This is a genomic window from Polyangiaceae bacterium, assembly GCA_016715885.1.
GTDB lineage: Bacteria > Myxococcota_A > Polyangia > Polyangiales > Polyangiaceae > Polyangium.
Genome location: JADJXL010000025.1, coordinates 817403 through 840040 on the forward strand (window position 1 = coordinate 817403; position 22638 = coordinate 840040).

The 22638-nt window shown below is 59.2% G+C and carries 24 protein-coding genes and 2 CRISPR repeat arrays; of the genes, 21 read left to right on the top strand and 3 right to left on the bottom strand.

Features of this window, described 5'->3' with window-relative positions; all coding sequences use genetic code 11:
• Positions 1-26 precede the first annotated feature (26 nt).
• Entirely contained in the window at positions 27-1226 is a 1200-nt protein-coding gene (locus IPM54_38285) for a DUF839 domain-containing protein (GenBank protein ID MBK9265626.1), read from the top strand.
• Positions 1227-1330: 104 nt separating this feature from the next.
• Positions 1331-3139, top strand: coding sequence for an AAA family ATPase (locus IPM54_38290; GenBank protein ID MBK9265627.1), 1809 nt, complete (start codon positions 1331-1333; stop codon positions 3137-3139).
• A gap of 11 nt (positions 3140-3150) precedes the next feature.
• On the opposite strand, the gene cas6 is transcribed toward IPM54_38290, so the two are convergent.
• The gene (gene cas6 / locus IPM54_38295; GenBank protein ID MBK9265628.1) at positions 3151-3783 is read right to left on the bottom strand and encodes a CRISPR system precrRNA processing endoribonuclease RAMP protein Cas6; all 633 of its coding nucleotides are present in this window, start codon (positions 3781-3783) and stop codon (positions 3151-3153) included.
• Positions 3784-3828: 45 nt separating this feature from the next.
• Here cas6 and IPM54_38300 point away from each other — a divergent pair, with 45 nt between their 5' ends.
• Complete coding sequence (locus tag IPM54_38300) at positions 3829-4062, top strand: hypothetical protein (protein ID MBK9265629.1); 234 nt, start codon at positions 3829-3831, stop codon at positions 4060-4062.
• 139 nt (positions 4063-4201) lie between these two features.
• On the opposite strand, the gene IPM54_38305 is transcribed toward IPM54_38300, so the two are convergent.
• Positions 4202-4456 carry a hypothetical protein gene (locus IPM54_38305; GenBank protein ID MBK9265630.1) on the bottom strand — a complete coding sequence of 85 codons (255 nt, stop codon included), beginning with the start codon at positions 4454-4456 and terminating at the stop codon, positions 4202-4204.
• Positions 4457-4612: 156 nt separating this feature from the next.
• A CRISPR array of direct repeats spans positions 4613-5107; the repeat unit is 37 nt; unit sequence GTTTCAATGCCCTTTGAGCGGGCGAACCCGTTGCGGG.
• Between the two features lie 427 nt (positions 5108-5534).
• Here IPM54_38305 and IPM54_38310 point away from each other — a divergent pair.
• The 11 genes from IPM54_38310 (at position 5535) to IPM54_38360 (ending at position 14153) form a co-directional block, all read left to right on the top strand.
• A complete protein-coding gene (locus IPM54_38310; GenBank protein ID MBK9265631.1) occupies positions 5535-5720 on the top strand; it encodes a hypothetical protein in 186 nt (61 codons plus the stop codon).
• Complete coding sequence (locus IPM54_38315; GenBank protein ID MBK9265632.1) at positions 5717-6112, top strand: hypothetical protein; 396 nt, start codon at positions 5717-5719, stop codon at positions 6110-6112. The genes IPM54_38310 and IPM54_38315 overlap by 4 nt, the downstream gene beginning before the upstream one ends.
• A gap of 20 nt (positions 6113-6132) precedes the next feature.
• Positions 6133-7104, top strand: coding sequence for a hypothetical protein (locus IPM54_38320; protein ID MBK9265633.1), 972 nt, complete (start codon positions 6133-6135; stop codon positions 7102-7104).
• On the top strand, positions 7101-8012 hold the full coding sequence (locus IPM54_38325) for a ThiF family adenylyltransferase (GenBank protein ID MBK9265634.1): 912 nt from the start codon (positions 7101-7103) through the stop codon (positions 8010-8012). The genes IPM54_38320 and IPM54_38325 overlap by 4 nt, the downstream gene beginning before the upstream one ends.
• Positions 8005-8295, top strand: coding sequence for a hypothetical protein (locus IPM54_38330; protein MBK9265635.1), 291 nt, complete (start codon positions 8005-8007; stop codon positions 8293-8295). Before IPM54_38325 ends, IPM54_38330 begins: the two co-directional genes overlap by 8 nt.
• Complete coding sequence (locus IPM54_38335) at positions 8295-9665, top strand: hypothetical protein (protein ID MBK9265636.1); 1371 nt, start codon at positions 8295-8297, stop codon at positions 9663-9665. The genes IPM54_38330 and IPM54_38335 overlap by 1 nt, the downstream gene beginning before the upstream one ends.
• 35 nt (positions 9666-9700) lie before the next feature.
• A complete protein-coding gene (locus IPM54_38340) occupies positions 9701-10792 on the top strand; it encodes a hypothetical protein (GenBank protein MBK9265637.1) in 1092 nt (363 codons plus the stop codon).
• 4 nt (positions 10793-10796) lie between these two features.
• Complete coding sequence (gene cas1 / locus IPM54_38345; GenBank protein MBK9265638.1) at positions 10797-11321, top strand: CRISPR-associated endonuclease Cas1; 525 nt, start codon at positions 10797-10799, stop codon at positions 11319-11321.
• Entirely contained in the window at positions 11258-11827 is a 570-nt protein-coding gene (cas1, locus tag IPM54_38350; protein ID MBK9265639.1) for a CRISPR-associated endonuclease Cas1, read from the top strand. Before cas1 (IPM54_38345) ends, cas1 (IPM54_38350) begins: the two co-directional genes overlap by 64 nt.
• The gene (cas2, locus tag IPM54_38355; GenBank protein ID MBK9265640.1) at positions 11824-11979 is read left to right on the top strand and encodes a CRISPR-associated endonuclease Cas2; all 156 of its coding nucleotides are present in this window, start codon (positions 11824-11826) and stop codon (positions 11977-11979) included. Before cas1 (IPM54_38350) ends, cas2 begins: the two co-directional genes overlap by 4 nt.
• A 408-nt stretch (positions 11980-12387) precedes the next feature.
• Positions 12388-13112: direct repeats of the CRISPR family, unit length 37 nt; unit sequence CCCGCAACGGGTTCGCCCGCTCAAAGGGCATTGAAAC.
• A gap of 516 nt (positions 13113-13628) precedes the next feature.
• Positions 13629-14153 (top strand): DUF4351 domain-containing protein, encoded by a 525-nt coding sequence (locus tag IPM54_38360; GenBank protein ID MBK9265641.1) that lies wholly within the window; start codon positions 13629-13631, stop codon positions 14151-14153.
• 90 nt (positions 14154-14243) lie between these two features.
• On the opposite strand, the gene IPM54_38365 is transcribed toward IPM54_38360, so the two are convergent.
• Positions 14244-14906 (bottom strand): hypothetical protein, encoded by a 663-nt coding sequence (locus IPM54_38365; protein ID MBK9265642.1) that lies wholly within the window; start codon positions 14904-14906, stop codon positions 14244-14246.
• A 261-nt stretch (positions 14907-15167) separates the two neighbouring features.
• Here IPM54_38365 and IPM54_38370 point away from each other — a divergent pair, with 261 nt between their 5' ends.
• The 7 genes from IPM54_38370 (at position 15168) to IPM54_38400 (ending at position 22621) form a co-directional block, all read left to right on the top strand.
• Positions 15168-16034 carry a hypothetical protein gene (locus IPM54_38370; protein MBK9265643.1) on the top strand — a complete coding sequence of 289 codons (867 nt, stop codon included), beginning with the start codon at positions 15168-15170 and terminating at the stop codon, positions 16032-16034.
• A 278-nt stretch (positions 16035-16312) separates the two neighbouring features.
• A complete protein-coding gene (locus IPM54_38375; GenBank protein MBK9265644.1) occupies positions 16313-17707 on the top strand; it encodes a hypothetical protein in 1395 nt (464 codons plus the stop codon).
• Positions 17704-19479, top strand: coding sequence for a hypothetical protein (locus tag IPM54_38380; protein ID MBK9265645.1), 1776 nt, complete (start codon positions 17704-17706; stop codon positions 19477-19479). Before IPM54_38375 ends, IPM54_38380 begins: the two co-directional genes overlap by 4 nt.
• A 5-nt stretch (positions 19480-19484) precedes the next feature.
• A complete protein-coding gene (locus IPM54_38385) occupies positions 19485-19892 on the top strand; it encodes a hypothetical protein (GenBank protein MBK9265646.1) in 408 nt (135 codons plus the stop codon).
• Between the two features lie 181 nt (positions 19893-20073).
• Complete coding sequence (locus tag IPM54_38390; GenBank protein MBK9265647.1) at positions 20074-20709, top strand: CRISPR-associated RAMP protein; 636 nt, start codon at positions 20074-20076, stop codon at positions 20707-20709.
• A complete protein-coding gene (locus IPM54_38395) occupies positions 20706-21647 on the top strand; it encodes a hypothetical protein (protein MBK9265648.1) in 942 nt (313 codons plus the stop codon). The genes IPM54_38390 and IPM54_38395 overlap by 4 nt, the downstream gene beginning before the upstream one ends.
• Positions 21644-22621 (top strand): hypothetical protein, encoded by a 978-nt coding sequence (locus tag IPM54_38400; protein ID MBK9265649.1) that lies wholly within the window; start codon positions 21644-21646, stop codon positions 22619-22621. Before IPM54_38395 ends, IPM54_38400 begins: the two co-directional genes overlap by 4 nt.
• The last annotated feature ends 17 nt before the right edge of the window (positions 22622-22638 follow it).

Consider the following 22638-nt stretch of genomic DNA (forward strand, 5'->3'; position numbering starts at 1 on the left):
GCGGTCTTGCAGGGCTTGCTGCGCTGATGTGCAAGCCGCTGCTCGTGGGCTGCGACTCGACAGGCACGCAATCGACGAGCTCGACGGGCTCGACGAGCTCGGGCGGCGTGACGGAGCTACCGTGGAAGCCGCCCGTTGCGCGTCCGAAGCTGGTTTCGCGCATTGCTGAGATCGGCCCGCTGTCGGACACGCCCGATGAAAATGGCGTGCGTGTGCCCGCTGGATTTACGGCGCGCGTGGTGGCTCGAACGAACGAGGCGCCGATGGCGGGATCGGATTTCAAGTGGCACATTGCGCCCGATGGTGGAGCGACGTACCCGCTCGAGGATGGAGGTTGGATTTACGTATCGAATTCGGAAGTTCCGCTTGCGGGCGGCGTAGGAGCGTTGCGATTCGATGCATCGGGGGCGCTCGTTTCGGCCTATTCGATACTCGCGAATTCGAGTGTCAATTGTGCCGGTGGTCCGACGCCGTGGGGCGCGTGGTTATCGTGCGAAGAGGTTGCGCGAGGGCGGGTATTCGAGTGTGATCCGCGCGGCGAAATTCAGGCGGTCGAGCGTCCGGCGCTGGGCATTTTCAAGCATGAAGCGGCAGCGGTCGATCCGAAACTGCACCATGTGTACTTGACCGAAGACGAGGACGACGGGTGTTTTTATCGATTTACGCCGGACAGGATTGCATCGTATGGGTATGCGGATCTATCGAGCGGGAAGCTCGAGGTGGCCGCGGTGGATGCCAATGGCGCGGTGACTTGGCACGAGCTGCCGGATCCGATTTACGAAAAGGGCATTGCGACGCGCAAGCAGGTCGCTGCGGCGACGTTGTTCGACGGGGGCGAAGGGATTTGGTATCACGAGGGAATCGTGTACTTTTCGACGAAGGGGGATGGGCGCGTCTGGGCGTACGATGTGAATGCGTCGACGTTGTCCGTGCTTTACGATGCGAAGACGGCGGCGAATCCGATTTTGAAGGGGGTCGACAACCTCACGGTATCGTGTTGTGGTGATGTGCTCGTGGCCGAAGATGGTGACGACATGCAGATTGTGGCGATCCTGCCGAATGGTGAATTGAAGCCGATCATGCAGATCATGGGTCACGACAAGAGTGAGGTGACTGGGCCGGCGTTCGACCCGAGCGGGACGAGGCTTTACTTTAGCTCGCAGCGAGGCAATGCTAGCGGGGGCATTACGTACGAGGTGACGGGGCCGTTTCACGCGCCGGGGTGACAGGTTCGCCGTGACGAACGGCTGGCCCGAGCGGCAAGGTCGAGCACGTGCTTGACCTTGCCGAGGGGTCGTGCGAAACTCGGCGCGGTTTTTCGGAGAGCAGCATGACCCTGAAGATTCCGACCAGCATCGAGGACTTCCGTCACTTACGGGAACAAGGCTTCGAGTACGTCGACAAGACGAAGCTGATTACGGAATTCATCGATCGGAACAACTACAAGGTCATCCTGTTGCCGCGGCCGCGTCGATTTGGCAAGTCTGTCAATTTGTCGACATTGAAATGGTTTTTCGAAAAGCGCGAGGAAAACGTCTGGCATCTTTTCGATGGGTTGCACGTATCTCGGGCAGGGGAAAAGTACCGGGCGCACTTTCAAAAGTATCCGGTGGTGCACATCAGCTTCAAAGGCGCTAAGGCGGATGTGTTTGCAGGTTGCCTCGAAAAATTCAAACGAGCCGTGCAAGAAATGATGCGGCCGCACGTGCCGACGTTGCATGGCAAGTTGTCGCCGGCAGAAAGGTCGCGTTTTCAAGCCTTCCTCGATGCAGAAGCCAATGAGTATCAATGCGAATTGGCGCTGTCGTACCTCACGGAATGGTTGCATCGGGCGACGAGCGTACGACCGATCGTGCTGATCGACGAGTACGATGCGCCGATTCATGCCGGATACGCGGCGGGCTACTACGACAAGGTGATAAATTTTTTCCGTTCGTTTTACGAAGCCGGTCTGAAGGACAACCAGCACCTCGAACGCGGCGTGATGACGGGGATCTTGCGCGTATCCCGCGAGAGCATTTTCTCAGAATTGAACAGCGTGGGTGTGTATTCGCTGATCGATTCGGAATTCAATACATGCTTCGGATTTACCGACGCGGAAGTGAGGACATTGCTCGAAAAGTCCGGGATGGCTGATCTGCACGAGGCGATTCGATCGTATTACAATGGCTACGAGTTTGGCGGGGTGGACATTTACAATCCATGGTCCATCTTGAGCTTCTTGGCGCGTAACGATCGCAACGTCGTGCCGTATTGGGTAAGCACGAGCTCGAACGCGCTGATCAAGGAGCTGCTCCAGCATCACGCGTTTTCGGTGCAAAACGATGTTCAGCGGTTGCTCGAAGGCGGCGTGATCGACAAGCACATCGACGAAAATGTCGTCTTTCCGGAGCTGAAAGAGAACGAAAACGCGTTATGGAACTTGCTGGTGTTTTCGGGGTATCTGAAAGCGTCTCGGCCCGGACCGATCATTCCAGGAACGGATCGTCCGCCGTTCCGACTGTCGATTCCCAATCGCGAAGTCGCTGAAGTGTATCGCACGACGTTTCACTTGTGGATGAAGAAGGGATTGAGAGGCCAAGGCGGTGATCTTGGTGAATTGCTCGATGCACTTCTCGGGGGGCATGTGTCTCGTTTTGAGGGGCAACTGCAAAAATTTGCGGGTTATTTGCCGTCGTATCACGACGTCTCGGGTGTGGAGCCGGAAAGGTTTTACCAAGGGCTGATGATTGGGCTCCTCGCGTCACTCGAGCCTGATTACGAAGTACGATCGAATCGAGAATCGGGCGAGGGTCGTCCGGATGTGCTCATCAAGCCGCGTCATGCGAGCAAGCCGGGTGTGGTGCTGGAGCTGAAGTCGGCGCGCAAAGGCGAGAAGACATTGGAACAAGCGATGGCGGAGGGGCTCCGTCAATTGGAAGCGCACGATTACGCGGCGGACTTGCGCGCGGCGGGAGTGGAAACGATACAGCAAATGGTGGTTGGTTTCGACGGGAAGCGGGTCATGGTATTGCCCAAAGGAGCGCCTGCGCCGAAGAAAAAGCGGACGGCGATGAAAACGGTGCGGGAGTCGATTGGGAGAGCGGCGAAGAAGGTGGTCGCCAAAGCGCGGAGCAAGGTGACCAAGACGAAGCGGTGACGAGCGGCGCGTTATACTTCGACCCTCATCCTTCCCATTCCGAAGCTCGTTGCTTTCCCGATATGCGTCTTTTCTGCGAGGCGCAACGCTGGTAGGAACGCTTCGAGTCCCCGGCCTTCGAAAACCACGCGCCCGATAAGGCCGCGCATGGGGTGTTCGCGGCCTCGAGCTTCCGAACGCCTTTGGAATTCGAGTTTTTTGACGTGCTGTTCGGCGACGACGATTTGCGCGGCCAGTGCATCCAATGGTTCGAAAGCCGCGTCATCAATATCGCTCCATTCTCCATAGAGCGCACATAAGACCGTCAAGCGTCGATAGATGGCCCGGAAAAAGGGCTGAAAGTGGATTTGCTCCATCAGGCGCCCCTGGTGTTCGAGCCATGCGGGCGTTTCGAGCTCGACCGCAATGCGTTCCATGGGTGCGGCCGTGATGTTCGTGGCGATGGGCGTTTCACGTTGTCCGACGAGCGTTGCGTGGTCGAATGCAATGCGCCCTCGGTCGGCGGTGAATTCGAAAGCGGTCAATCCTTCGAGCGCTTCCAGGACGACGGCGAGGTCTCCGCGCTCTAGTGGTCCAAGCAGCCGGAGCGTTATGGAGAAGACCGCACCATGTTGGGCGTCGATGCGACCGGGAGCGGGAAACACGGGGATCATCGGTTGTGGTGCGCGCGTTAGTCCTCGCAGAAAACGATGTGGCACGGGATTGGGCACGGGCGGGTCGAAGAGGCGCGAATAGGTGCACTGCTCGGGGAGCTCGCAATCGTTGGCGCAGGCGGCTGCGGTGCGTGCGCAGGCGGCTTTTCGGAGGGCTCTGCCGAGGACGCCGCGGAGCATGCTGCCGTCGTGGAATGGCCATCGGAATGGTTCGGCCACTCGATAGCTGGCGTGCAATTCGGTGGAGACGAGCTGCATGGCGAGGCATGAAAGCCGGGGCGTTTGGCGACGTCAACAGGATTTGTGTTTGATGAGAAGGGGGGCGGGACCGCGGTTCGTTACGGTGTCCTTTGAGCGGGCGAACCGGTTGCGGGACTGGATAAGATGTAATCTACGTCGGTCAACGCATTCACGGAGCCACCAATGCGTCATGGGGCCAGATTTTTTTAACGAGCGCATCGCCATAAAGCAAGCGCATCAATGCGCGATGAAGTTCTTCGTCGGAGTATTCGGGGTGCCGCGCGCGGATGCCATCGCGTGCCAGATATCGGGCGGACAAGCTGATGCGTCCAGCGAGTGAAACACGACCTTCGGGGCCGAGCCTTTCCCAGAAGGCAAGCTGTGCTTGCAGTGCTTCTGCCGATGTGTCGTGCGGTGGCTGCATGGCGACGCCGTACCACGATTTTGCGACGGACGCAAAGTGTTTTCACGGGACGACCCTATTCGCGACGAGCACGACAACGTTGAGCCGCAATCGATACCGGATGCGTTTCAATGCCCTTTGAGCGGGCGAACCCGTTGCGGGAAAGGTTACGCGCGAGGCCTGTACGTTTCAGCCCTTTGGGCCCCGTTGCGGAGCTCGGCTGATCGTGAAACCTGCAAAACGCGGTACTGTTTCAATGCCCTTTGAGCGGGCGAACCCGTTGCGGGGTGGTGGTGGAGAAGGTGGTGAAGACTGGGGAGAAATCGCTGTTTCAATGCCCTTTGAGCGGGCGAACCCGTTGCGGGTCTCCTGCGGCGGCGGACCGCAGGAGGACTCGAGCTGTTTCAATGCCCTTTGAGCGGGCGAACCCGTTGCGGGAAACAGAGGGCGCCAGATTGGGGGGGCGCCAAGCAAGCTGTTTCAATGCCCTTTGAGCGGGCGAACCCGTTGCGGGGGGAGGGCTGCGTTTCAATGCGCCCCTGGTCGCCAATCTGTTTCAATGCCCTTTGAGCGGGCGAACCCGTTGCGGGCAGGGTCGAAAGGGCTTGCCCTGAGCGGGCGACCGTGCGGCAACAGTTTCAATGCCCTTTGAGCGGGCGAACCCGTTGCGGGAGCACCCCCCGCAACCAGCTTGTTTTGTAGGCTCTGCAACACCGGAATCGCTGACCTCACCCCATCGGCAAGCTCAGCTGCTCCGATCACGACCCCGCAACGGGGTACTTCTCGCGCCAATCCCCTGCAATTTCGCAAGGTTGGCACAAGGCGCTAACCCCCCCGGGTTTTGGGTACTGTACGAGGTTAGCGTTTCCAGTTTTCACAGACCAACTCGGTCGGTCGCAGACCGTCCATCCCAACTATCCCCCACAATATCCCGGTTGTAAACAAAAATCGTCCACGCCTGCTCGCCTTCGTTCGCTCGCCCAAATCGCCGATTTTTCAGAAGCAACCACATCCATGGCCCAGCATCGGAAAGCGCACTTGCCCGCTCGGTGCCGCATGCCGCGCGCATCACGGCTGGCTCGACTCGGAGGTATCCAGGATGAACCCCCAACGCATCGAAGAGTTTCGCAAGAAGCTGCGCGAAGGACGCCGCGTCAACGTGGTCGAAGGTGTCGTCACCGTCGACGGCGCTCCGGCAGATCCGACAGCTCCGGGGGCCAATGCCCAAAATCCCGCCGCTGGCCAAGGTGTTCAGGTCAAACCACACGAATGGGGCCATTCGTGAACGAACAGTTTTACGCGGATGCCAAGGGCGAACGACGCGCATTGCAAGAGCAAGCGGTGCTCGCCTCGCAATATCCCGGATTCACAATGGACGTCGACGACGACGGCACTCCCTACGTTCACGGCTGGATCGGACCCAATCCGTCCCTGAAAGGGCGATACCACATTCTACTGCTTCTACCTCCAGGCTATGGTCACGGCGTCATGCCGATCGCCCATGTGCTCGAACCAGAATTGCGCGCAGGCGCCCCGCATCGATACCAAGATGGAGCGCTTTGCTTGGACCATTCAGGCGCATTCACAAACAAATCCACGCTCGTCACCTTCCTCGCATGGGTCAGCGTATGGCTCGTGTTGTACGAAGATTGGCTCGATACAGGCAATCCCTGGTGAGGTACCGAAAGTGAAAAATATTGATTACGGAAGAGGCCTTCGAGGCCATTGCCGACGCCGTCGATGAAGGAAGACGGCGCCGAATGGAACTCGGCGGATCCATCGTCGCGCTCGAAAACAAGGACCATACGCTCGTGGCTTATGCCGTTCCAACGGGGCCTCGAGCCGATCAAGGCCCCGGGCATTTGCGCACCGATGCCGACTTTCAAAACCACGCCCTCGCCGCCATTCGCGGACGACTGCCCCAACTCACCTACGTGGGTGATTGGCACGTACACCCGATGTGGTTGCCCGCGCTGTCGGGCACGGATCAATCCACCGCCGAACGCATTTTGCGTGAAGACGGCGCAACCCGCAATCATCTCCTCCTGCTCCTGGGGACCGCGAAGGCCAAAGCTGCCCCGATCGTGCTCGCCTTCATGGTTCGTATGGACGATGCGGGTTTCCTCCAGGTGGACGAAATACCGCTCGAACGTGTCAGGCGCGATTCCGACGCCGTCGTTGCGCAATTGGGTCGGCCATTGCCGCCGCTCGAGGAGCTCCTCGCAGACGTGAAAACCGGCGATACTCCCGTCCAGCACCGGGGAGCGAATCGAATTCACGCGGACCTCGAAATGGTCCAGAAAGATCTTCGAGCACAAACCAGCCCCTGGGGTTCGGGCGACATGCTCGGAGCCGTCATTCGTCGGGGCAAACGCGAAGCATTCGTCTTGTTTCCGCCCGAATACCCGCTCGGAGCCCCGCAAGTTTTCGCCGGATCGCTCGAGCGTGGGCCGCTCCGCCCCATTCCATTGCGATATGGTTGGAGCAGCTTGCATTGCCTGGCAGACATCGTGGAAGTCGCGCTGCAACCACCGGCTCCTCGCCCCACGCCCGAACCGCCATCCATGTTGGGAAAATTCATCAGTGACGCATTGACCTTCATGGGTGTTCCAACGCGCCAAACCTATCACCGCTCCCTTCCGCCGAAGAAAAAAGAGGTACGACCGTGACGATTCTCCCCTCCAAAGCGCACGATGACCATGCACCCGATGCTCCGGTAATGGATCCGTCCCGCTATCGTGACCGCATTGCGGCTTTGCCTGGCGCCTCGGTGCTCGAACAAAAAACCGCGGCTCTCGTGGGCCTTGGTTCCGTCGGTTCCGACCTCGGCGCCAAACTCGTGCGCCTCGGCGTCCGAGTCATCGGATGCGATCCCGACATTCTCGCAGTGGAAAACCTCGTTCGTTGGGGGCTCCAGGCGTCGATCGAAAACGATGCGGGAAAACGTAAGGCGATTGTTTGGCAAAGCACGCTTCAACGCACGGTGCCCAACGCTCGCGTCGAAGGGCATGCCATCGATGTCGTGCGCCAAGGCGCCGCATTCAATCGCTTGCTCGCCGAAGCGCGCCCTGATTTGCTCATCGCTGCGACCGACACGCGGGATTCGCGCCGCACGGTCAATGCCATGGCAGCACATTACGATATTCCTGCGCTTTTCGTGGCACTATCGGACGGCGCTTCGAGCGTGCGTATCGAAGTCGTGGAAAACGCTCGCCGAGGACCATGTCACTTGTGTTCCATGTACGCCGAAGGAATGCTTTTCGGCGAAAACGCCAAACGGTCGCGCATGCCCTACGCATCCGACACATTGCCCGAACCCGTCGCCGTTCCAGCGCTCCCCGTCGACATTGCATTGGGTACCGCAATCGCCACGCGCATTGCACTGTTGCTTCTCGCGGGTGCAGATTGGCGAGCATTCATGAAAAACGGCGAACAACAAGGAAACGTGCTGTTTCTATCCATGCGCCCGGATCACTGGATTTTCGAGGGCGCTTACGATCGCCTCGTGTATGAAGTAGGCCGATTCGTAGAATGTCCGTGTTGTGGATCTCGCGAGCGGGAGGGCGCACATGAATAGCGAAACGCTCTTGTGGATCATCGTCGTATTGGGCATCGTCTGGAAAATCGTCGCCCACGTGCGGTCGGTGCAAAACGTAGAGAACCGCGGCGCTTCCACGCAAGCGTCGATGCCACCAGTGACGCACGCGCCAAGGCTCGCGCCGCAGTCTACGCACACGCGCGTGCACACGCCAGAGCCCACACGCGTGCCCGTGCAGCCGCGTGCGCCGATGCGTGTGGAGCAAAGGCAATCCCATCGGGGCGTACCGAAAACGAATTGTTACGGCGAACTGGAGGATTGATGCGACGTCTTTTTGATCTCGCGCGCCCAGCGCCGCTTCTCGCCTATTTCGCCGACGTACGCAAACGCAGCCGAGCTCCCGGCGTCGACGGAGTCACGCCCGAGGCCTATGCGCAAAACCTCGACGCGCGCATCGAGCGACTGAGCGCAAAGGTTCTCGACGGCTCCTGGGTTCCCACGCGGCTTCTTCGACTTCGGCGGGCCAAACCCGGCGGCGGGATCCGCGTGCTGTCCATTCCCACCGTCGAGGATCGAATCGTGGTGGAAATGCTTCGCGCCGGGCTCGAACCCATCATCGAGCCGAAGCTTCATCCGGCTGCATTTGCCTATCGACCAGGCCGTTCGGCGCATACGGCGGTCGATGCGGTGGCGAAGGCCATCGAGCGCGGCGCGACGTGGGTGGCGATCGCGGATGTCAGGGATTTTTTCGATACGGTGCGCATTCGACCGATTCTCGAAACGTTCGAGGATCTTCCGTGCGATCCGGCGCTCGTACGACTGCTCGACAAGGTTCTTGCCGGCCATGCGTTGCAACCAGGTCGGGGCCTTGCACAAGGTTCATCATTGTCGCCATTATTGTCGAACGTCGTCATGTTGCCATTCGATCGAAACCTGCACACGGCGGGTTTCGACCTCGTGCGATATTGCGACAATTTGTGCGTTCCGGCAGCGTCGAAAGAGCTTGCGGAAAAGGCCCTCGCACTCATGCATCGGGAAACCGGGCAGCTCGGTTTGTCGCTCAAGGTGGAGGTTTCACGGGCTACGCCCGTCGAGCAAGGTTTTTTGTGGCTGGGATTTTGGCTTGCGGCAAAAGGCAGGCGCGTCAGCGACGGGGCTCTCCAGGCACTCGCGTCGCGTGCCAATGCAGCGGGGCAAGGTATCCCGGGGCAATTGCTTCGTGCGCGGTTGACCCCCATCGTACGAGGGTGGACGCAATACTTCGACGCGACGATTCCAGCGGAATTCGATTTTGGGCCTCACGACGCATTGATTCGAGAGCTGATCGCCGAAAGCTCGCTCGGAGGTGTCGCGATTTCGGAAGCACCGAAAGATGCCGGCTCGGTCGTCGATACCTTGGTGGATCTCGAGATGGACGATGATCCGTGGTCGTGGGAGACGTCCGGCAATGCCGGCGAAGCGGAACACGTCGAGCCATCCTCGGCGGATGCGCTCTTGCGAGATGCCGATCGTTTGGCTACGGCGGGGCAATTCGAGGCTGCGCAGGAGAAATGGGAAGCTGCGCAGCGATTGGACGAAACCACCGCAGCGATGAACGACGCGCCCGGGCCCGTCGAGCCGGTATGGGACGAAGAGCGGCTCGAAGTTTTCATTGGGCTTTTTGTGCGGGTCAAGAATCGTTCGACGTCATGACGGCCGGAGATGCTGGGCGCCGAAATGCCGCGCCCATGTCGCGACCCGTAGGGGCCACGGACGTCCGGCTGCATCTGATGGGACGAGGCAGCATTGCGGTGCGCCCACGATTTCCGGACGGATCCTGCTTGCTCGGGGTGATTGACATCGATGATCGAGAAGCTCCGCCGAGTCCGGAAGCTCGAGCGTTCGCGTACCGAATATGCCACGTAGCGCGTGCATGGCAATGGACCGCTTTGCTCGAAACGACGGGCGGTCGTGGATTGCATGTATGGGTGCCTCTAGAAAGCCGCATGAAAGCCGATGTCGTGCACGCGGCGCTCGAAGCCCTGGTGCACATTGCCGGACCCGTTCCCGAAGGGGTGCATTGCGAGATTCTTCCGGGACGAACGGACGCTCCGGATTTGCACGGACAAACGATGACCTTGCCGCTCGGTGTGCATGTCGAAACCGGCGTTCGGAGTCGGCTACATCTGCCCGATGGGGAGGACGTCGATTCCGATTTGAACGAGCTTTCGCGCGCACGTGCGACCGCGCCCGAGCGATTGAAAGAGGCGACGACCCTTTCGCCCCGAGCTCCAGAACCATCGCATGCGGCGGCTGAACCATTGCCGGATTGGTCGCGGTATGGGCGCGGCGTGGAGCGAATCATGGCGGGGTGTGCGATCTTGCGACACCTTGCCGAAAAAGCGCGCGACATGGGTCACCTGAACCATGGTGAGCGATTGAGTTTGCTGTATAGCCTCGGGCACCTCGATGCGCCTGGCGCGCAGGCCATTCATGCCATCATTCGACCGTGCGGGAATTATGATGCGGTCGAGACGTCGCGACAAATCGCCAATCTTCGAGGGTTGCCCGTGAGTTGTACGCGGCTTCGCGAGAAACACGCGACGCCGGAATTGGTGCCCTTGTGTCGGTGCGATTTCGGCGATTTGCGACATCGCGGTGGATACGCAACGCCGCTGCTGCATGCAGGCGCATTTCGCCGCGAGTGGCGAGGGGTACTTCGCGAACGGCGCGAAGCGGAGGCCGCCTTGAAAACGGAGCAGGACGTTGGAGTCCGTGTAGCAACGGAAAATGGCGAGGGAGTCGTGCTCAGGGGCTTGCCCCCTCACGAATGGGCTTGAACATATGGAGCGAAAAACCATTTATGTGACGCGTCAAGGCGCGAAGCTGCAACGCGTGGACGGGCAGCTCGGGGTGTACATCGACCGGACGTTGTTGGATCGCTTCGCCCCGAATGAAATCGACCAAGTGCTGCTTTTTGGCAACGTGCAGGTGAGCACGCAGGCGATTTCGCTCTTGTTCAAACATGGCGTGCACGTGAGTTTCTTTTCCACGTCGGCTCGGTACCGCGGTCAATTGGTGGCGCCGGAATCGGGCAATGTCTTCGTGCGTTTGGCGCAGCATGCGCGCTACATGGACGCGGCGTTCCGGCTGGAGCTGTCGCGAGCGCTCATTCGATCGAAAATCGGGGCCGGCAGGCTGCTGGTGCGCCGTTTTGCGCGAAACCATCCGGCGGCCGCCGAGGTGATGGACGAATGTGCGCAGTTTCTTGCGGCTTCCGTGGATGCACTGGATGGCGTGAGGGATTGGATGCGCTGCGAGGCGTCGAGGGAGCTGCGGCAGCGCGATATTTTCAAGCATTCGACGTGATGGTGCAGCCGCCGTTTCGATTCGAGCGCCGCTCGAAGCATCCGGCACACAACTCGGTCAATGCTCTGCTCAATTTGGGCTATACGTTGCTCACGGGGGAAATTGCGGGAAAACTCGAGCATGCCGGGTTCGACCCGCGGGTAGGGTATTACCATGGGGTGCGTTGTGGCAGGTCGAGCTTGGCGCTCGACGTCATCGAGCCGCATCGGGCGGATGTCATCGATCGCTTGACGTTGTCGATTTTGAATCGGCGGATGCTCGGCGTCGACGATTTCGAGGACAAACGGGAGCACGGCATTCGGCTTGCTCCAGACGCGCTACGGCGGTATTTGTCGCTGTACGAACATGCGATGGGAGAAGCATCTGCCGAGGGAAATAGCCCGCGAGCACGTATTCGGCAAAGCGTGGAGGCATTGCGTCGGGCCGTGATGGCGGGACACGCGAAAGAGAGTACGGTCGAGACGAATTTGACGATAAACGCGCAGGGTTTCGAGGGCGGCACATGAATGCACTGCTCGTGGCATACGACATTCCGGACGATCGGCGTCGAGGTTTGGTGGCGAAGGGGCTATTGCGGGTGGGTCGGCGCGTGCAATACAGTGTTTTTCTGGTACGCGACGGAGCGCCTCGGGATGTGGTGGGCATCAGGCTCCGTTGATTTCGGTGGCGGAGGATGACGTACGGGTTCATCCGCTTTGTGCGGCGTGTGAAGCGAAGGCGGTGCTGCTGGGGCGAGCGGGCAGCGGGCTGGCGAGGGCATCGTTTCGGGTGATTTGAGCGTGTTGGTCGATTTTTGTTTACAGGCGGGAAGTTCTGGGAGAAAGTGTGGGTGGTCGGTGCCAAGCCGGCCGAGTTGGTCTGTGAAAGCTGGAAACGCTAACCTCGTACAGTACCCAAAACCCGGGGGGGTTAGCGCTTTGTGCCAACCCCGCGAAATCGCAGGAGATTGGCGCGATTCGCACCCCGTTGCGGGGTCGTGATCGGAGCCGCTGAGCTTGCTGTTGGGGTGAGGTCAGCGATTCCGGTGCTGCAGAGCCTACAAAACAAGCCGGTTGCGGGGAGGTCTCCCGCAACGGGTTCGCCCGCTCAAAGGGCATTGAAACGAGAATGCGGAATTTTAGCAGCTCATGCTGCACAGCCTTTCCCGCAACGGGTTCGCCCGCTCAAAGGGCATTGAAACAGGGGCGGGGAGCTTTTGCGGGCAGCCCCGGTACCCACGACCCGCAACGGGTTCGCCCGCTCAAAGGGCATTGAAACAGCATTTTTCCGCGCATGCCCGTTGGCTTTCCGTATCGGCCCGCAACGGGTTCGCCCGCTCAAAGGGCATTGAAACAAGGTGAGTTTCATGGTCAAGGCTCCTTGTGTTATCCCGCAACGGGTTCGCCCGCTCAAAGGGCATTGAAACGGCATCGGCGCAGTCGCACCGCCCTTCTTGATCACGAACTCCCGCAACGGGTTCGCCCGCTCAAAGGGCATTGAAACTTCGTAATGGTGCATGCCTGTTGCGGGGTTTTGCCCCCCGCAACGGGTTCGCCCGCTCAAAGGGCATTGAAACAGGCCAAAATATCATCGTTGGGATCGACGACGGGCGCGCCCCCGCAACGGGTTCGCCCGCTCAAAGGGCATTGAAACTTTGTATTGCCACCCAGATAATCTGGGGGTTCATACAATAAGCCCGCAACGGGTTCGCCCGCTCAAAGGGCATTGAAACATGAAACACACGCCGGAGCAGGTTTTGGGAGGATCTGTTACAACCCGCAACGGGTTCGCCCGCTCAAAGGGCATTGAAACGAAAAAGTGTACATAGCAAAGCCTAATTATCGCAACCGGTTCGTCCACGCGTCGGTGCGTCCAGGTAAACCATTTCCTTGACAGACCGTCAGCTTCGCTTCATTCTCCGGCCGTGATCGCTCGCTCGGATCAAGCAGGCAAGCAACTCTTACGCGCCGTTCTCGAGGCTCGCGGTACCTTCACTTCCGAGCTCGAGGTGAGTCCCGATCCTCAAAGCGCCGATGGTTACTTCGAACCCGACCCAGACCGCTCGTCGCCCGTCGCCACGACGTTGCTCGGACGCATGACGAAACGTCGCTGCGCGTTCGAGCTCTTCTCGGAAGCACCCGACGTCCCAAGAATCAGTGAGTGTGTCCGAAAGCACCTCAACATGCGACACGTTCTCCGGCACAAGCATGAACCCGCCTAACTACCTAGGCAATGGATCATCTCGTCCGGAAAACCCTCCGCGGGCTCGATGAAAGTGGCGGACGTGTGGCCCGAAATTGGCCTCGTGGCATCTATCACCTTCCGTCCATGTTTGCAGCAACCATCGTCGTGGTGAGCGAGCTGCCGGAAGAGCGGTCGACACTGATCTTGCGCCTGATGGGACGCGGACGAACACTCAAGCGTGCCGTTTCCGAATTGAAAGCACTGTCTGACGACGATTTCGAACGATGCATTGCACTGCCGGTTCTGATACGCTTCCGGATCGAAGCTGAGGCGGAACCGGTTTCACCCGCGGACAAGGAGTTTCTGATGAACACGCAGGAAGTCATAGAAATGATCGAACGGCGGGGTGAGCTTCGAGGCGAACTGCGTGGCGAGCTGCGCGGCGAGCTGCGCGGCGAGCTGCGCGGCGAGCTGCGTGGCGAACTGCGGGGCGAGCTTCGAGGCCTGGAGCGTCAGCGGCACATGGTGCTCCGACAGCTTCAACTGAAGTTCGGCGAGCTGCCCGAGAACATCGCGACCCGCGTGCAGCAGGCCAACTCCGATACGCTCGAACGGTTCGCCGAGAAACTGCTCTTCGCGGAATCGCTCGAAGATGTCTTCGCAGCGTGAGCCTTTCTTCATCCACGAAGCCGACGCAAAAAACCCACGCCCGCTTTCGCAGGCGTGGGTCCATTCATTGCGCATTTCAGCGAAGACGCCCTACCCCATCATCCTCCCGCTCCTGATTCCGTCTTTTCTCCGGGCGCATTCGACGTCGGCCTGAAAAACGCCTCCGCTTCGCTCTTGTCCGCGAGCAGCGCGAGCAGCTTCCCGTGCGTCTCCAGCCGCACCTTGTCGAGCTCCAGCTTGAAACGCTGCACCTGCGACCGCTCGAGCGCCAATGCCACGTCCGCTTCGTCCGACTTCGTTTTCGCAACCTCGAGCGCCCCGCGCGTCCTTCAAGCTCGCTTCGTATCCCTGCCGCACCGGATGCGCCGCATCCAGCCCCTTCATTTCGCCCAGTATGCGCGTAACCTCGACCGTCTCCGCGTCGATCCCCAACTTCGCCGTTTTGCTCGGATTGAGCTTCGGAAAGAGCCGCTTGTACACATCCCGCTCGGTCGCGCGCGTCAACCCGCCCATTTCCACAATCAATCGATCGCGCCCTTTGTCACGCTTTGCCACCATGGCCGATGCAATCACCGCCGCAGCTTGTGCCTGCTCGAACGCCGTGCGACGCCCATCCAAATCACCGATGGCAGCTTCCACCGGCCCCGCAAGACTCGATACGCCCGCGCGATCGTCCGTCGTGAGCTGCGCCAATAAGTAAATCAAATCCCACCGAAATGTCGCCAAGCTACTGGCTGCTCCAAGAAGTCTCATGTGACCCATTCCTTCCTGCTCGACGCCCTCCGCCTCCATCGTTCCGCCATTTTTAATCGCGTCGAACAATTCCTCTGATGCAGGTGCGCCAAGGTGCATTCATGTCTTTTGAAAAAATTTTTGCGCCCATGGTGCCACGAGGTCCTCACGAGACTCGGTCGCGTCGTGCACATCGGCATCGTCCATGGGCGTTGGCGCTTCGTCCCGCGACGCGTACGAAATCTCCTCCCATCACGACGAGAAGCATGGTAAACCGGGAGAATGCAAAGACTTTTCCATACACTTGGTTCGGTCGTGTTCTTCTGCGCATTGTCGACCACGGGTTGCGGGCCTGTGGTCATTGTCGAAGGGGGTTCTGGCGAGGAGCTGCCCGTGCCGGATCCGGGTCCCGATCCCACCACGCCGCTCGAGCGACCTCCCATTGATTGCGCTGGTGCGGAATTGCATGTCGTGGGCATTTACGACTCCTACGATATCGCATCGAATACGGAAGGTCCTGCGCATGTGCACATCGAGCGCCCTGGGCCGGTGAAGCTATTTTCGTCGTATTCGGCGACCGACTGGACCGTGACGACGGGCCCTGCCACGCAGCTCGTTGCGGTCGTTGCGCATGCGTACGAGCCTGTGACGGTGAATGCGCCGGCGGGAGTTTCGGTCGAGGCATTCGATTTCACGCAGGCCCATGTATTTTTGGGCTGCGGATACGAATATCCCGACATGGATCCTCATAGTGGATGCGAAACGCCGGAATTGATTGCGGCCATCGAGGACCACATGCAAGCGCCGGTGATGTCCTTTCATGGTTGTTACGCGGCTTCGGATTTCGTGATTGATGCGAACCTTGGTTCGTCGTCGAATTGCGCGACTCAATGGGATACGAGCATACGAGCATGGTCTCGACGTGTGCTCCCTCGGCGCCTTGATCTTCGGCCCCTGACGCATCGAAATCGTCATGACGCGTGGTCGCGTCGAGCATTGGGCACTTGGGAATCCTCAACAGGCATTGGCGCGACGCGCCCGAGCGTACTCGAGCTTCACGCAAGCCTTGGGCGCGACGCGCGTGGGCATACTGCGACGACGCGAATGGCTTGGGCACGACGAGCGCCGGTGTACTCGCGCGCCACGTGACGCTTGGGGACGACGAGCGAGGGTTTACCGGGCCGACGCGAATGGCTTAGGCGCGACGCGCGTGAGCGTACTTGGAGGGCGCGGATGGGTGGGGTTTGTATTGACGCCGGGTAAATGTTGGAGTTTCATCGGGGACCGTGGTCACGATGGTGACATGGGTCCAAAAAAAAGAACGTCGCGGCGGTGGATTCGAAGGGCGACGGCATCTTGGGGGGAGTGGGTTGAGGTGTGGGCGGCGGTGTACCGGACGATAGGGTGCAACAATTTTTAGGAGCGAGATGAGCAATCTGAAGTCCACGGTCGAGCGCGTCAACGGAGCTGTCACCCAGGCCGGGCGCGCGGCTTGGTTGGTTGCATACGACATCAATGGTATCCAACAACTCGTTACTTCAAGCAATCGGCCGATCGCCATGCGCGGCGCGAGCCGCACCATTCAACGTTTCGATAACGAGCAGGCGGCACACGAGCTGTCGATTTTTGCGGGCGGTGGTCGCGGGTATACGTTGGCGAGATCCAAGGATGAAGCTCAGAATCGCATTGCACAGCTTCAACGCGAATTTCGTGAGCTGACGATAAGCGGCGTCCTAGCCGCAGACGCAGTTCCTTACGATTACACGCGCCCTCATGAAAGCCTCGTCTGGCTACGTCGAAAGCTCGACAACGCAAAGGACGCGGCTCGCCCGCCTGGCGGTGTTTTGCCTGCCAACAAGGATGAGCAATGCGAAGATTGCCATACACTACGCGCCGAGCGAACGATCAACGCGGGAGATGACTTGCGTCGCATTTGTGCCCGCTGCGACAATTTCATAAAGCACGCACGAAAGGACGACCCTGCTTTCAAGAAATCGTTGCTCGATTACGCCAATCAAGAAGACGGAACTCTTGCTGCCGTTTCCGCAGATGGCAACAACATGGGGGCTCTGTTTGGAATGCTCAGAACGCTTGAACAGATGGCAGTGGTGAGCGTTGCCGTGGCACGGATCTTTGAATCGGCGCATGAGCAAGCGGTGGGCGCCAATGACAGGAAAATATTGGCACCGGTCACCGGAGGTGACGACATTCGCGCATTCATGGCGCCGGAGTTGGTGCTTGATTATGTTGAGGCGCTCGCCCGCGGTATCGAAGATGGTGCACGAACGGCAGGCGACCTCGATGGAGTGCTGTCGTCACGGGCCCAGGTCGAGGCATTCAAAAACATTGGCATTGGCATTGGTGCCGCCATTGCGTGGGCACATTATCCGGCATCGGCGTTACTCAATCATGCTCATATGCTCGAGCGTCGGGCGAAGGCAATCTGTCGTGACGCCAATGGTTCGCGATCGGCATTTGATTTTGCCATCTTGAAATCCGAAGATCCTGCACATGAGAATCGGCAAGTCATGCCCATGTCGATGGAACAGACTGTCTGGCGAAAGGCAATCGATGCAGGGCAAGCTTTGCGCAACGTCCCCAGCGCGCAGCGGGCCATGTTGAGCGAGCGGTTCACGATTTCGTCGCGCGAAGAGCACGACAATCTCATTCGATATCAAGTCGCTCGTTCGAAGGCCTGGCAGGTGTGGTTTGGCCATTGTCGTGTCGATTGGACGGACCCTGATGAACTGCATAGGCACATTGTCGCAACACGCCTCGATTTGCTCGATCTGCTTCCCAGGCCGAAGGATCCAAACGCATGAAACCCTTCGAACTTCGATTGCGATTTCCAGTAGGCAGCGTCATGGTCGGTGGCTACTCCCCAACACCGCGCGACGTGCATGGCGCACACGCAACCGATCGCCATCGGCGCCCCCTCATTCCGGCAACGGCCCTTCGGGGTGCGCTCCGCGAAGCGCTCGAAGGGATTCTTCGTGGCGTCGGGGAACACATATGTTCCGGTGGCGACGGGATAGACCCTGAAGCATCAAATGGCACGCCCGCATCGGTCGAATGTAGCCTCGACAATGGTCAGCGTTGTAAAGCTTGTCGGCTCTTTGGTAGTCGGCGGGGAAGCATTGACCAAGATGAGCACGCATTTTCCGCACTGATTCTTGGGGATGCGCTGTTGGAAGGCGAGCACGATGTGCGTCCGCAGACCCGACCCGGAGTCTCAATTTCGCGCAATCGTCGTAGCGCGGAAGAGAATCGCCTTTACATGCACCACGTGCCTTCGACACCGAATGCCTATTTCAAGGCAGAAGGAATCCTCCTCGATCCATCCATGGAGCACCTATTTCAAGCAGCGGTTCGGTCGACGACCCATATCGGAGCTGGTCGTAGCCGCGGTCTTGCGCGTGTCGAAATCGAGCCGCCCGACTGGCGCGAGCTTTCATCAGACAATGCACGATTGCCAACCTCGAGTGATGTGCGCATTCGCGTCACGCTGCTCAGTCCTGCCTCCATCGGCGCACCCGTCGTGCATCCCAATTTGCGACAAACGCGATATGAAATTCCCGGGTCGGCGCTCAGGGGCGCCATCGGATTCGCGCTTGCTGCAATGCTCGACAATCCCAATGAGGACCAAGCATTTCAAGCTTTGGTGAGCGAGGACGGGGCTCGCTTCGGATTTCTATATCCTGTGGATAATGCCACGGCCGACGTTGCCGGCCCACTTCCCATTACCACCGCGGCCTGCAAGGAGAAGAAGCTTCAGCACGGGATTGTAGATACCCTCTTGGATCGCCTCACCGTAGCGGTCGTAACCGATGCGACGCAAATGGAGCGCGTCGAGCGTGACATCGCATCGGAATGCAAGATCTGTCGCCAACCCCTACGAGCGCTCTCGGGCTGGCGCCGTCGTACGAATTCAGTACCGGACCGATTGGTCACGCGCGTTTCGCTCGATAGAACGCGAACGTCTGCGCGCGACGAATTCCTTTTCTCGCAGGTTCTTCTCGACACGGGCACGACATTCGAGGGGCTCATACGAGATGTACCGGATAGGGGACGAGCGCATCTGGCGCGCGCGCTCGCATCGCACTTGTCGCTCGGGCGTGGTCGGTCCGCAGGGTGGGGTCGTGTATCGATTGAGGTGCTCGAACCACAGGCGGCGTTGCCATTATCACAGCGCGCAATCGAGTTCGAGAAGGCGCTCACCGTGCGTTTCGAGCGTGCAACACTGGCAACGGACATTTGTCAACGTCTGGTCCCCATCACGCTGATGTCACCGCTCTTATCAACGGAGGGCGACGGCGAAAGCCTGTTGAGTCGTGCGTTGAGCGCCGTTCGTTGCCTTTCAAGGCACGTCGGTTTTCTCGCGAAGGAGGGTGGGATCAGCGCGGAGCAGGAATGCAATCGACGATGGGTGTCAGTGCCGGGGGGGTATTCGTGTTCGAGCTGGATCGCCCTTGGAGAGAAGCGCTCTCGAAAATTGAGCAGTTGGAGCGGGAAGGCGTCGGATCGAGACGGCATCAAGGCTATGGACAGCTCATGGCCTTCGATCCGCTGTTTCACAGAGACCCAAACGAGGTGATTTCGATGGAATCGAGAAATGTCGTCGAGGACTTGCGGCCGCAGCGAAAAGACTTCGTCATTGCGGCCGAGGGTGCAAGTGGAATGCTGGCTGCGTCTCGTTTGCAGAAGACCCAGTTGAATCATTTGATTGCAGTGTGCGGGGAAGCCACATGCACGCAGGAAATCGAAAATTACCTGCGATATCAAGAAGCCCGCGATGTTTGGCCCAAGGAGACCGCCAATCAGGTCATCGTCCCAATGCAGGAGGTACTCAAGAAACACGAAATCACCGACGATGCGCAGCGCGTCGCTGCTTGGCGCCTGTATGCCGTATTTCTCACGCGTGCGTTTACCTATCGCAAAGCGCAGCGCAACACCCAACGAGATGGACAAACGTCCGCCCATCAAGAAAAGCGAGACAAAGCGCGATGAGCGAATCCATTGCCGATTTCCATAAGCTCTCACAGCGCGTCCGCATAAACGGGACGCTCGTGACGCGAACCGCTTTGCGCATTGGCAGCGGTGGCGGCGGTGACATGGATGGGGTCGATCTCCCGGTATTGCGCGATGCCACGGGTTACCCTTTGATACCAGGTGGTAGTTTCAGGGTTCGTTGCGGTCCACCGTCGAAGCGCTGGTTCGCGGCGCTGGATGCGCAACAGAAACGGGAATTCGGTCGTGCAACCCCCTTGCTGACAAGAAAGGCATGGAGGACATTGCATGCGGTTGGCACGAACCAGGCGAGCGTGGTAATGTCAGGGTTGAAGACCATTGTGCTGTTTGCCAGCTCTTTGGCTCCCAGGTTCTCGCGAGCCACGTGCGGATCACGGACCTCATGGTTGCGCCCGACGAACGACGACGGGGTCGACCTCCTGTGGAAATTCGCGACGGCGTGGCGATCGATCGTGATTTACGCGTTGCCGCAAGCGGGCGCAAATACGACTTCGAAGTCGTCTCACCAGGCGTGCGTTTCAATTTCGAGGTATTCGTCGAAAATCCAAAGCCTTGGCTCATGGGGCTGCTGCTCATTGGTTTTGAGCAGTTGATTGACGGCTATACCGCTCTCGGTGGATTTACTTCGCGCGGACTGGGGCGCGTGAACCTTACGTGGTCGGAAATGACCATTGTCGGTGCACGTGATCTTTTGGATGGCAAACCGGGCGAGTTGCTTCAGGGCGATGCTTTGGAGGAGCGATTCAAGACGTATCGACAGGCGCTTGCGGCGCGGGCAGCGAAGGGAGATGGATGATGTTCAAGAAGGCCTACAACCGCGCGGTTTTGCATATTCGCATCGAAACCGTCACGCCGCTTCTCATTCGTGCGGGTGACGTTGGTCTGGATCCAACTGCCGCGAGTTTGACCTGCGTGCGGACGCGACATGCCCAATATGGATCCACGGTGTACATTCCGGGGTCGAGCTTGAAGGGCGTGCTGCGCTCGGCGGCAGAGTCGATGATGCGCGAAAGGAATTTCCGAGGGATTGCCGGCGCTTGCGATCCATTACACGAGCGCCAAAGCTGCGGTCGACGACTCCAGGAAGACGCGCGGCGCGCCAATGCGCCGAAGCCGACGTCACATGTTCATCGGGAGCATTGTCTCGCGTGTCGCCTTTTTGGCTCGGAAGCAATGAAGGGTCGCGCTTCCGTGCGTGACCTCTTTCCCTGGGATGCAGGCGAAAAGGACGCGACGATTTCCGAGCAAAATCGCTATCGAGCCAACAACCTGGAAATGCGCCACGGCGTATCGATCGACCGGATTTTCGGTTCGGTAAAACACGGCCCATTCGACCAGGAAATGGTGCCTGCCGGAGTTTCCTTTTGGGGCGAGATTGCGCTCGAGAATTATCAGGTGTGGCAGCTCGGTCTTCTGGCGCAAGCATTCGATGAGGTCAATACTGGCTTCGCACAGCTTGGGTCTACGAAGAGCCGTGGATTGGGAGTTGCGACGATCGAATTGATGTCCCTCGTGCACGAGCAGCGCGGATTAGCTGAGTCCTCAGCCGTTGGCGTAGGAAAACTTGCGTCAGCAAAAGAAAACGACGATTATGGCCTCTTCTCCGATGCCGCATTGCCCGAAAGCCGTCACTCGGAAACTCGAGGTATCGCCACACGGTTTACTATCCAGGGAACCAGCGATACGCAAGCATGGCTCGCCGCAGGACTCCAAGCACTCGGAGCATTGCAATGAACGAAGGTTACCGCTTCGTGAAGCTTCCCGCCAAGGTGCACCGCGTGGAACGCGAATATGCGCGACACGACCGTCGAGTGCCCGATTCGATTTCCGTTCGATTGGATCTGACCTACGAAGCAGAGCAACCGGTGCACATCGGTTCGGGCTTCAAAGGCCTCGATGGCAATGTCGTCGTGCGCTGCGGGGCGATGGTACGTGGAGTTCCCGGCGTGCCTGGGTCGTCCATGAAAGGTGTCCTCCGGAGTCGATACGAGGCCATTACGCGAAGCTGCACGGGACACACCCTGAAAAATAGTCGGTCATTACGTTCGAGCACCGGCATAACAAAAGGCTTTTTTACGAAGGATGTCCTGTCCCACGATGCCTTTGTACCGTGCACGCGCGAGCTCATGTGCGCCGCGTGCGCATTGTTTGGCCTCATGTCCAAACGAAGCCGCATTACAGTGCTGGATTTCGAGGGCGACAAGGCCTTCGTGCTTGAAGCGATGCTCGAGCAATTCAGCCCGAATGACCACCATCTCGGCCGCTGTGAAATCGAGGATGATGGGCGAGAAAAGAAATTCAAGATCTCCGAGCTCCGGGGTCGAAAGTTCGGGATGGGGCACGGGCCCATTCCGGAGAAAAAGCAATGGCAGCTCGTAGAAACCATCCCCAAGGGTACGCTGCTTCGTGGGTCCGTGCTGCTCCGGAACATTCTTCGGGAAGAGCTTGGTGGCTTGCTAGTGGCGCTCGGACGGCACCCAGCAAGCGCATTGAAGATTGGCTCTGGCAAAGGTAATTTGCGAAAGAACGCGGCAGATTTCGATGCGTCATTTGGTCGCATCAAACTCGTCGAGTTGACCTGGCGAGACCACGCCGGCAAGCCGCTCACGGAAGACGCGCGCGCCGCATACGAAGCGTTTACGAAGTCAGCGGATCGCTGGGCAGAGGGCGAGAACCAACTGGTGGCACTTCATCAAGGAGCATGTTGACATGGCTCTCGATTCCG

Coding starts and splice junctions, on each gene's coding strand:
- IPM54_38285 (MBK9265626.1), top strand. CDS start 27: ATGTGCAAGCCGCTGCTCGTGGGCTGCGACTCGACAGGCACGCAATCG.
- IPM54_38290 (MBK9265627.1), top strand. CDS start 1,331: ATGACCCTGAAGATTCCGACCAGCATCGAGGACTTCCGTCACTTACGG.
- IPM54_38300 (MBK9265629.1), top strand. CDS start 3,829: ATGTGGCACGGGATTGGGCACGGGCGGGTCGAAGAGGCGCGAATAGGT.
- IPM54_38305 (MBK9265630.1), bottom strand. CDS start 4,456: ATGCAGCCACCGCACGACACATCGGCAGAAGCACTGCAAGCACAGCTT.
- IPM54_38310 (MBK9265631.1), top strand. CDS start 5,535: ATGAACCCCCAACGCATCGAAGAGTTTCGCAAGAAGCTGCGCGAAGGA.
- IPM54_38330 (MBK9265635.1), top strand. CDS start 8,005: ATGAATAGCGAAACGCTCTTGTGGATCATCGTCGTATTGGGCATCGTC.
- IPM54_38335 (MBK9265636.1), top strand. CDS start 8,295: ATGCGACGTCTTTTTGATCTCGCGCGCCCAGCGCCGCTTCTCGCCTAT.
- IPM54_38340 (MBK9265637.1), top strand. CDS start 9,701: ATGTCGCGACCCGTAGGGGCCACGGACGTCCGGCTGCATCTGATGGGA.
- cas1 (MBK9265638.1), top strand. CDS start 10,797: ATGGAGCGAAAAACCATTTATGTGACGCGTCAAGGCGCGAAGCTGCAA.
- cas2 (MBK9265640.1), top strand. CDS start 11,824: ATGAATGCACTGCTCGTGGCATACGACATTCCGGACGATCGGCGTCGA.
- IPM54_38360 (MBK9265641.1), top strand. CDS start 13,629: ATGTTTGCAGCAACCATCGTCGTGGTGAGCGAGCTGCCGGAAGAGCGG.
- IPM54_38365 (MBK9265642.1), bottom strand. CDS start 14,906: ATGAGACTTCTTGGAGCAGCCAGTAGCTTGGCGACATTTCGGTGGGAT.
- IPM54_38370 (MBK9265643.1), top strand. CDS start 15,168: ATGCAAAGACTTTTCCATACACTTGGTTCGGTCGTGTTCTTCTGCGCA.
- IPM54_38375 (MBK9265644.1), top strand. CDS start 16,313: ATGAGCAATCTGAAGTCCACGGTCGAGCGCGTCAACGGAGCTGTCACC.
- IPM54_38380 (MBK9265645.1), top strand. CDS start 17,704: ATGAAACCCTTCGAACTTCGATTGCGATTTCCAGTAGGCAGCGTCATG.
- IPM54_38385 (MBK9265646.1), top strand. CDS start 19,485: ATGGAATCGAGAAATGTCGTCGAGGACTTGCGGCCGCAGCGAAAAGAC.
- IPM54_38395 (MBK9265648.1), top strand. CDS start 20,706: ATGATGTTCAAGAAGGCCTACAACCGCGCGGTTTTGCATATTCGCATC.
- IPM54_38400 (MBK9265649.1), top strand. CDS start 21,644: ATGAACGAAGGTTACCGCTTCGTGAAGCTTCCCGCCAAGGTGCACCGC.